1 protein-coding gene is annotated in these 972 nt (G+C 69.4%); it reads right to left on the bottom strand.

Features of this window, described 5'->3' with window-relative positions; genetic code table 11:
• Positions 1–972, bottom strand: a 972-nt coding sequence (locus H0B54_RS29320; RefSeq protein ID WP_188263270.1) for an NAD(P) transhydrogenase subunit alpha, incomplete at both ends; no start/stop codon positions are given.

Genomic DNA, 972 nt, shown 5'->3' with positions numbered 1-972 from the left:
ACGACCTGCCCATCGCGGGTGAGCGCGATGGCCTTCACGATCTCGTCGTCCCAGTTGAGCGTGACGCCCTTCTCCTTGTCGTGCAGCGACTGCAGCAGCGCGAGCAGGTTCTTGGCGTACAAGAGCGAGGCGCTCTCGGCGATGCGGCTGGGGTAGTTGGCGTGGCCGACGATCTTCACCCCGTTCTCCGTGGTGACGACCTTGCCCAGCTCCGAGCCCTCGACGTTGCCGCCCTGCTCCACCGCCAGATCGATCAGCACCGAGCCCGGCTTCATCGAGGCGACATGCTCGCGCGTCACCAGGATCGGCGCCTTGCGCCCGGGGATCAGCGCCGTGGTGATGACGATGTCCTGCTTCTTGATGTGCTCGGCCACCAGCGCCGCCTGCTGGCGCTTGTAGTCGTCGGACATCTCCTTGGCGTAGCCGCCCGCCGTCTCGGCCTGTTTGAACTCCTCGTTCTCCACCGCGACGAAGCTGCCGCCGAGGCTCTGCACCTGCTCCTTGACCGCCGGGCGCACGTCGGTCGCCGAGACGATGGCGCCCAGCCGCTTGGCCGTGGCGATGGCCTGCAGGCCCGCCACCCCGACGCCCATGATGAAGGCGCGCGCCGGCGGCACCGTGCCCGCCGCGGTCATCATCATCGGGTAGGCCCTGCCATACTCGCTGGCGGCATCGACCACCGCCTTGTAGCCGGCGAGGTTGGCCTGCGAGGACAGCACGTCCATGACCTGGGCGCGGGTGATGCGCGGCATGAACTCCATGGCAAACGCGTTCACCCCGGCCGCGGCGTAGGCCGCCACGTGGTCGCGGCTGTTGTAGGGGTTGAGGATGGCGAACAGCAGCGCGCCGCGCTTGATCAGCGCCAGCTCGTCGAGGTCCCCCTCCCCGGCCAGCAGCGGGCGCTGCACCTTCAGCACGATGTCGGCGTCGGCCAGCGCCGAGGCGGCGTCCGGCGCGATCTCCGCACCGGCG

Origin of the sequence: Azospirillum tabaci, assembly GCF_014596085.1 — a bacterium.
Lineage (GTDB): Bacteria > Pseudomonadota > Alphaproteobacteria > Azospirillales > Azospirillaceae > Azospirillum > Azospirillum tabaci.
Note: the sequence above shows the minus strand (reverse complement) of the source record. Positions and strands in the feature narration are given on the sequence as shown.